Here is a 6,301-nt window from a genome sequence, read left to right as displayed (position 1 = left end):
CTCATTTAGAAGGGCAATTACAGGAATTAACCCAGTTACCGCAACAATTGGCCGATTCTCAGGCAACAATTGCTCATTTAGAAGGGCAATTACAGGAATTAACCCAGTTACCGCAACAGCTAGAAACTTATCGGGAAAACATTTCTAATTTAGAGATTCAACTACACCAGTTAAGTGCCGAAAAAGACCAATTAGAAACCACAACTTCCCGTCATATCGAGGAATTAAGCCAACAAAATCGCCAACTAACTCAAGATTTAGAAGTCAAAAAAACGGCAGCTAAAGCTTTAGAAAAGGAAAAAATTAAGTTTGAGGGTGAGTTAGCAACTAAGCAAAAAGAAATCGCCGCTTTAGAGGTTCAAATTCAAAACCTACAACAAGAAAGAGACGATTTCTCTCAACAAACTGCCCCTATTACCACTAATGAACCAGAAGCAATTATTAGTGAAACTCCGGTAGTAGAAGAACCAGAAACTCCCCCGGCGATTGCCGAGGAAACTCCCCCAGTGATTGCCGAGGAAACTCCTGTAGTAGCAGCAGAAAAAATCCCGGTTGCCGATACGAGTTTAGAAGTGCAACCCGCAGCGGAGATAGTCCAAACGAGTCAAGAATCCGCAGAAAATCCCCTCAGGGGAAAAAGCGTAGTTATACTAGGAACCTTCGGCAAAATCAGTCGCGAGGAAGCGAAATCATTGATTATTAATGTCGGTGGTACTGTTACCAGTTCCCCCAGTGCGAACACTGATTATATTCTCCTCGGTAAAGCCCCCGGTGAGAAACTCAAAAAGGCTCAAAAATTAGGCATAAAAACCCTTTCAGAAGCCCAATTTCTGCAAATGGTAGAATCCTAAAACAGTTATCAGTTATCAGTTATCAGTTATCAGTTATCAGATTTTAGTTTTCAGTTCACTCTGCCTGTTCCCTATTATTGCCAAAATCATGAGTCAAAAAATTGCCTTTTTAGGATTAGGAGTGATGGGAGCGCCGATGACGGCTAATCTTGTCCGTCAAGGTTTTGTTGTCAATGCTTGGAATCGTACCCCAGAGGTGCCGGGGATAACCATTGCCGGGGCAGCTGGTGCGAACATTTGTTCTAGTATCGCCGCCGCCGTCAGGGATGCCGAGATTGTCTTTACCTGCGTCGGGGATGTGCCTGACGTGGAGGCAGTAATTTTGGGAGCGGGGGGTGTCATGGAATCGGCAGCGGTGGGAACTCTGGTGGTGGATATGAGTACCATTGGCTCTCAAGCCGCTAGGATGATTGGTAAAAAGCTAGAGGAAAATAATCTCCGTTTTCTCGATGCTCCCGTCTCTGGGGGCGATATTGGGGCGAAAAACGGCACTTTAACTATTATGGTGGGAGGGAAAGAAGCGGATTTTCAGACTTGTTTGCCCTGTTTTCACGCCATGGGCAAAACTATTCGCTGGTGTGGCGAAATCGGCAACGGACAAGCGGTAAAACTCTGTAATCAAGTCTTGGGGGCGGTTCACATGGTGGCGCTATGTGAGGCTCTAAAAATGGCAAAAATTCAAGGATTAGACCCCAATTTAGTCATAGAAGTCTGTAGAACGGGGGCGGCGGGTTCTTGGGCTTTAGAAAATTTGGGACCAAAAATCCTCGCCCAAGATTTACAGCCGGCTTTTATGATTGAACATATCTTAAAAGATTTGCGATTAGTCAAAGAAACTGCCCAGACAGCCGGGGAAATTCTGCCTGGGACAGATTTAGCGGAAACCCTATTTAAAGCAGTAGCGGAATTGGACGAAGGCAAGGGAATTAAACAGGGAACCCAAGCGATGATTCGCGCCTACGATTAAGCCTTTTGTTGACGATAAATATCATCGGTACGGGCAGCCATGATAAAGTCATTTTGATGTAATCCGCCCACGTCATGTGTCCACCAAGAAACGGTAACTTTACCCCATTCTGTCAATAAAGCGGGGTGATGGCCTTCTTTTTCCGCTGCTTCTCCCACGGCATTAGTAAAGGCGATTGCCCCTTGAAAATTGGCAAATTTATAGAGTTTTTGCAGACGGGGAATACCCTCGTATTCTAAGAGATTCCAATCGGGAATTTTAGCCTTTAAAGCGGTAATTTCCTCGGCAGTGATAGGAGAAGAACCCGATTGATAAGGTTGACATTTTTGTTGAGCAAGTTCGGTCATAGGGGTATCAATCCAGATTTTTTACCTTTATTATAGAGGAAAATCCCCCAGAGAAATTTTCTATTCTTCCTCTGACTCTTGAGAACTTACCCAAGGAGTAGAAGATTCGGCAGCTTTCGGGAAAGAAAAAGATTTTTTTGGAGGAGAAGGCAATAATTCCAATTGTCGATTACCGGTTTTATAGCTAGTTTGATTTTTATGCTCTCCCCGTCGTCGTTGGGAGGTTTTTTCCTCCGTGGTATTTTCGGCTATCACTTCATACAAAATCGCCCGTTTATCCTCTTGTTGACCTTTTCTTAACACCCGTCCTAAACGCTGAATATATTCCCGGGTGGAACCGGTTCCCGATAAAATAATCGCGATGCCCGCTTCCGGCACATCAACCCCTTCATTGAGAACATGGGAAGTCACCAGAATTTTGTATTCTCCCTGACGAAAACGGGTCAGGATTTCATGGCGTTCTTTCACAGGAGTTTGATGGGTTATGGCAGGTATTAAAAAGCTCTCGGAAATGCGGTAAACTGTGGCATTATCGTTGGTAAAAATTAAAATTCGTTCCGGATGGTGTTCACAGATTAACTCGGCTAAAACCCGCAATTTTCCCTGGGTTCCGGAGGATATTTCCTTCGACTCCCGGTGGGCCAACATGGCCCGGCGCCCTTCGCTACTTCTGGCACTAATCATGACAAAATTTTGCCAACCATCTAAACCAGACAAACTGAGATTATTTTTTCTTAAAAAATCATTGCGAATTTTAATTGCTTCTTGATATTTTTCCTGTTCTTTGGCAGATAGTTTCACTTTAATTTGAATTATTTCATGATCGGCTAGGGCTTTTCCTGACAAGTCTTGGGGACTTTTTTGATAAACAATTGCACCAATAAGATAATCTAAATCTTGATGACTACCATCACCGCGATCCGGTGTTGCTGTTAAGCCTAAACGATAGGGTGCGATCGAATCTTCCGCTATTTTCCGAAAGAAATCCGATGGTAAATGATGACATTCATCAAAAATCAAAAAAGCGTAACGATTGCCAAGAGTTTCTGAATAAATTGCCGCACTTTGATAGGTGGCGATTAAAATAGCACTATTATCCTTAGAACCTCCCCCTAATAATCCCACCTCGGCATCGGGAAAAGCCGCCAACATCTGGGCATACCACTGGTGCATTAAATCAATAGTCGGCACGATAATTAAGGTACTCCGGGGAGTCGATTGTAGAGCTAATTGGGCAAGATAGGTTTTGCCGGCAGCGGTGGGAAGGACAATGACACCCCTTCTCTGGGATTTTTTCCAAGCGATTAACGCTTCCGTTTGGTGGGGGTAGGGTTCCCGTTCAAAACTGGCAATTAATTCTAAATTGTTGAAAGCTTTTGCTTCATCTTGGAAGTTAATGCCCTCCTCCTGTAGAGTTTCCACCAGAGGACGATAATGAAGTGCCAAAATGCGAAATCTTTCAATACGATCATCCCAAGTGGCAAAATCTAGCCATTTTTTCCCTTTTGGTGGTGGATGGAGAATTAAGGTTCCTCGCTCATATTTGAGGGTGGGTAAGCGCATTTTTCAGTTATCAGTAAACAGTAAACAGTAAACAGTAAACAGTAAACAGTAAACAGTAAACAGTAAACAGTATAAGTGAACTGAAAACTTACATCTGATAACTGATAACTGATTCAAGGCTGACGGCTGCAAGATAGCTTATCGCTAGATCATATTTATCGGGCTAAAAAAAAAGAGTGTGAATTAACACACTCTCAGCATATCGAAACAGCTAAAGTTTGGCAATAGATTAAATCTTTTCGGTTAGCTTAGTCAGAACGCGATTGGAACGTTCCACAAAAGCTTGCATTCCCTCGGCATCAAATCCCTTTTGAGCGATTAAAGCTAAATCATAAACGTGCTGACAGAGCATTTTCGCTAATTGCGCCGATGGAGATTCGCCGCTACCGGTAACAATACTTCCCTGACTAATCTGGATAATTTGTTGAATTAGGGGATGATTAGTATTAATCATCAGAATATGTTCTTCGGGGAAAGCCATGGCTTTTTGTTGCATCATTGCCGTCATTTCCTGTAAGCGTCGCATTGCTTCTGGAAGTAAGACAATTGCCGGGGGAGTACCTTGGGGATCATCGGATTTCAAGGCTTCAGTTTTGATATTGATGCGAGAATTTTCGAGGGCTTTGGCGAAAATTTCTTTGATCAATTCAGACCGGGTTTTATTACTACCGGGATCGATAATTTCACTAGCTTGATCCTGTTCGAGCAGCGTCGAGTCTAATTCAGAATCAACCCGGGTGAATTTTACATCGGAGTATTCTCTTTCTAGGAAAGGAATAAAGTAATTAGTATCGATGAAAGAATCAAAGAAAAGGATTTCTAAACCTTGATTTTTGTAGAGTTCAACGTAGGTGGATTGGCTACGAGGATCGGTACAGTAAAAAACTCGATTTTCGTGGCGTTCTTTATGGCGTTCTAGGTAGGCTTTGAGAGTAGTATAACCTTCCTGTTCGATCGCTTCTAGGGGAGTTTTCGCCGTTGCTTCTTGCCAGGCGTCACCTTCGGCGGTTTGCACTGCCACTTGTACCAGGGTTTCTGGGGGTTTGTAGGTAGTGCGATAGATTAAAATATCTTCTACCTGCTGTTTAAATTTATCCTCTTTCAAGGAACCAAATTTAATAAAAGTTCCCACATCTCCCCAACAACGAATATATTCTTTTGCGTCTTCGTTATAGAGAGATTTGAGGCGATCAGCAATTTTTTTGGCAATAAAATCGGCAATACGGCGAACGGTGCGATCTTTGGTTAAAGCACTTCGAGACACATTTAAAGGAATATCTGGACTATCGATAACTCCTCGCAAGGGCATCAGGAAATCGGGAATAATTTCTTCGCAATGCTCGCTGACAAAAACCTGATTACAGAATAACTTTAATTGTCCTTTTGAGACATCCACATCCGGTCTGAGTTTGGGAAAATAAAGAATGCCATTGAGCAAGAAAGGATAATCGGTATTCAGATGTACCCAGAGTAAAGGTTCTTCTTGGAAAGGATAGAGATAGCGATAGAATTCTAGGTAGTCTTCTTTAGTCAGATTTTGAGAAGATTCTTTCCATAAAGCCCGTTGTTGATTAATCACTTCCCCATCAATTTTAATGGGAACGGGCATAAAATCTGAGTAGGTTTTGACTAACTGGCGAATGCGGGCAGGTTCTAAATATTCCCCTTCCTCATCCATTAAAGTTAGGGTGATAGTCGTGCCGATTTGGCTGCGGGAAGAATCGGTTAATTCAAACTCTGGAGAACCATCACAAGACCAATGGACAGGGGTAGCACCTTCTTGATAGGAAAGAGTATCAATCTCTACCTTTTTAGCCACCATAAAAGCCGAATAAAAACCTAGTCCAAAATGACCGATTAAATCCTTGGCTGATTTTTGGTATTTAGTGATAAATTCTTCCGCACTGGAAAAGGCAACCTGGTTAATATATTTCTTGATTTCTTCCCCCGTCATCCCGATACCATTATCGGTAATTGATAGGGTACGATTTTCTTTATCGATGGCGATATTAATTTCTGGTTCGGGGACTTCTCCTCTCGCTTCTCCTGCTAAAGAAGCCATTTTTAATTTCGAGATGGCATCAACACTATTAGATATCAATTCCCGCAGAAAAATTTCATGGTCAGTGTAGAGAGATTTTTTGATAATAGGGAAGATATTCTCGGTATGAATCGTGATATTACCTTTTTCTAGTACCGTCATACGTTCAATCACTAAGGGCTTGACTATTCTAACTTTTTTATTTTGCTCGATGATGGCACTATTGATCACAGAGCGATTGCCCAACTTCTTCTAGGGGGATAACCGTACCGATAAACGGATTCTAGAACTTGATCGCAAAAATCAGGGATAATTGCCGGATTATCGGGGTTATTTAGCACTTTTTGACTTTAGCAATCCGATTGAGCCAGAATTGCAGTAGCTCTACTGTTCATCGAAAATTTTGGGTGGGAAACCCCGCCGTTCTAGGTTGGCTTTACGTTAGAATTAAAAAGACCGTCTCGAAAACCAAGTGGGCGGACAGCACCTTGAAAACTCGGCTTAGGGGGTTCCGTTCAGAAAAGCTTGTCCG

5 protein-coding genes are annotated in these 6,301 nt (G+C 42.6%); 2 read left to right on the top strand and 3 right to left on the bottom strand.

Annotated elements, in window-relative coordinates:
• Both IM322_RS02575 and IM322_RS02570 read left to right on the top strand, forming a co-directional pair.
• Window positions 1-851, top strand: an 851-nt coding sequence (locus tag IM322_RS02575; RefSeq protein WP_353737485.1) for a BRCT domain-containing protein, incomplete at its 5' end; no start/stop codon positions are given.
• Window positions 852-939: 88 nt separating this feature from the next.
• Complete coding sequence (locus IM322_RS02570; RefSeq protein WP_287675481.1) at window positions 940-1,818, top strand: NAD(P)-dependent oxidoreductase; 879 nt, start codon at window positions 940-942, stop codon at window positions 1,816-1,818.
• On the opposite strand, the gene IM322_RS02565 is transcribed toward IM322_RS02570, so the two are convergent.
• The 3 genes from IM322_RS02565 to htpG all read right to left on the bottom strand — a co-directional run bounded on the left by IM322_RS02565 (window position 1,815) and on the right by htpG (window position 5,931).
• Window positions 1,815-2,165 carry a 4a-hydroxytetrahydrobiopterin dehydratase gene (locus IM322_RS02565; protein WP_287675480.1) on the bottom strand — a complete coding sequence of 117 codons (351 nt, stop codon included), beginning with the start codon at window positions 2,163-2,165 and terminating at the stop codon, window positions 1,815-1,817. The two genes, IM322_RS02570 and IM322_RS02565, sit on opposite strands and share 4 nt — an antisense overlap.
• Window positions 2,166-2,225: 60 nt before the next feature.
• Window positions 2,226-3,728, bottom strand: a complete 1,503-nt coding sequence (locus IM322_RS02560) for a DEAD/DEAH box helicase (protein WP_287675479.1) — start codon at window positions 3,726-3,728, stop codon at window positions 2,226-2,228.
• A gap of 229 nt (window positions 3,729-3,957) precedes the next feature.
• A complete protein-coding gene (gene htpG / locus IM322_RS02555; RefSeq protein ID WP_287675482.1) occupies window positions 3,958-5,931 on the bottom strand; it encodes a molecular chaperone HtpG in 1,974 nt (657 codons plus the stop codon).
• Window positions 5,932-6,301: the final 370 nt, after the last annotated feature.

This window comes from Microcystis sp. M109S1 (genome assembly GCF_020247025.1).
In the GTDB taxonomy this organism is placed as follows: domain Bacteria; phylum Cyanobacteriota; class Cyanobacteriia; order Cyanobacteriales; family Microcystaceae; genus Microcystis.
Note: the sequence above shows the minus strand (reverse complement) of the source record. Positions and strands in the feature narration are given on the sequence as shown.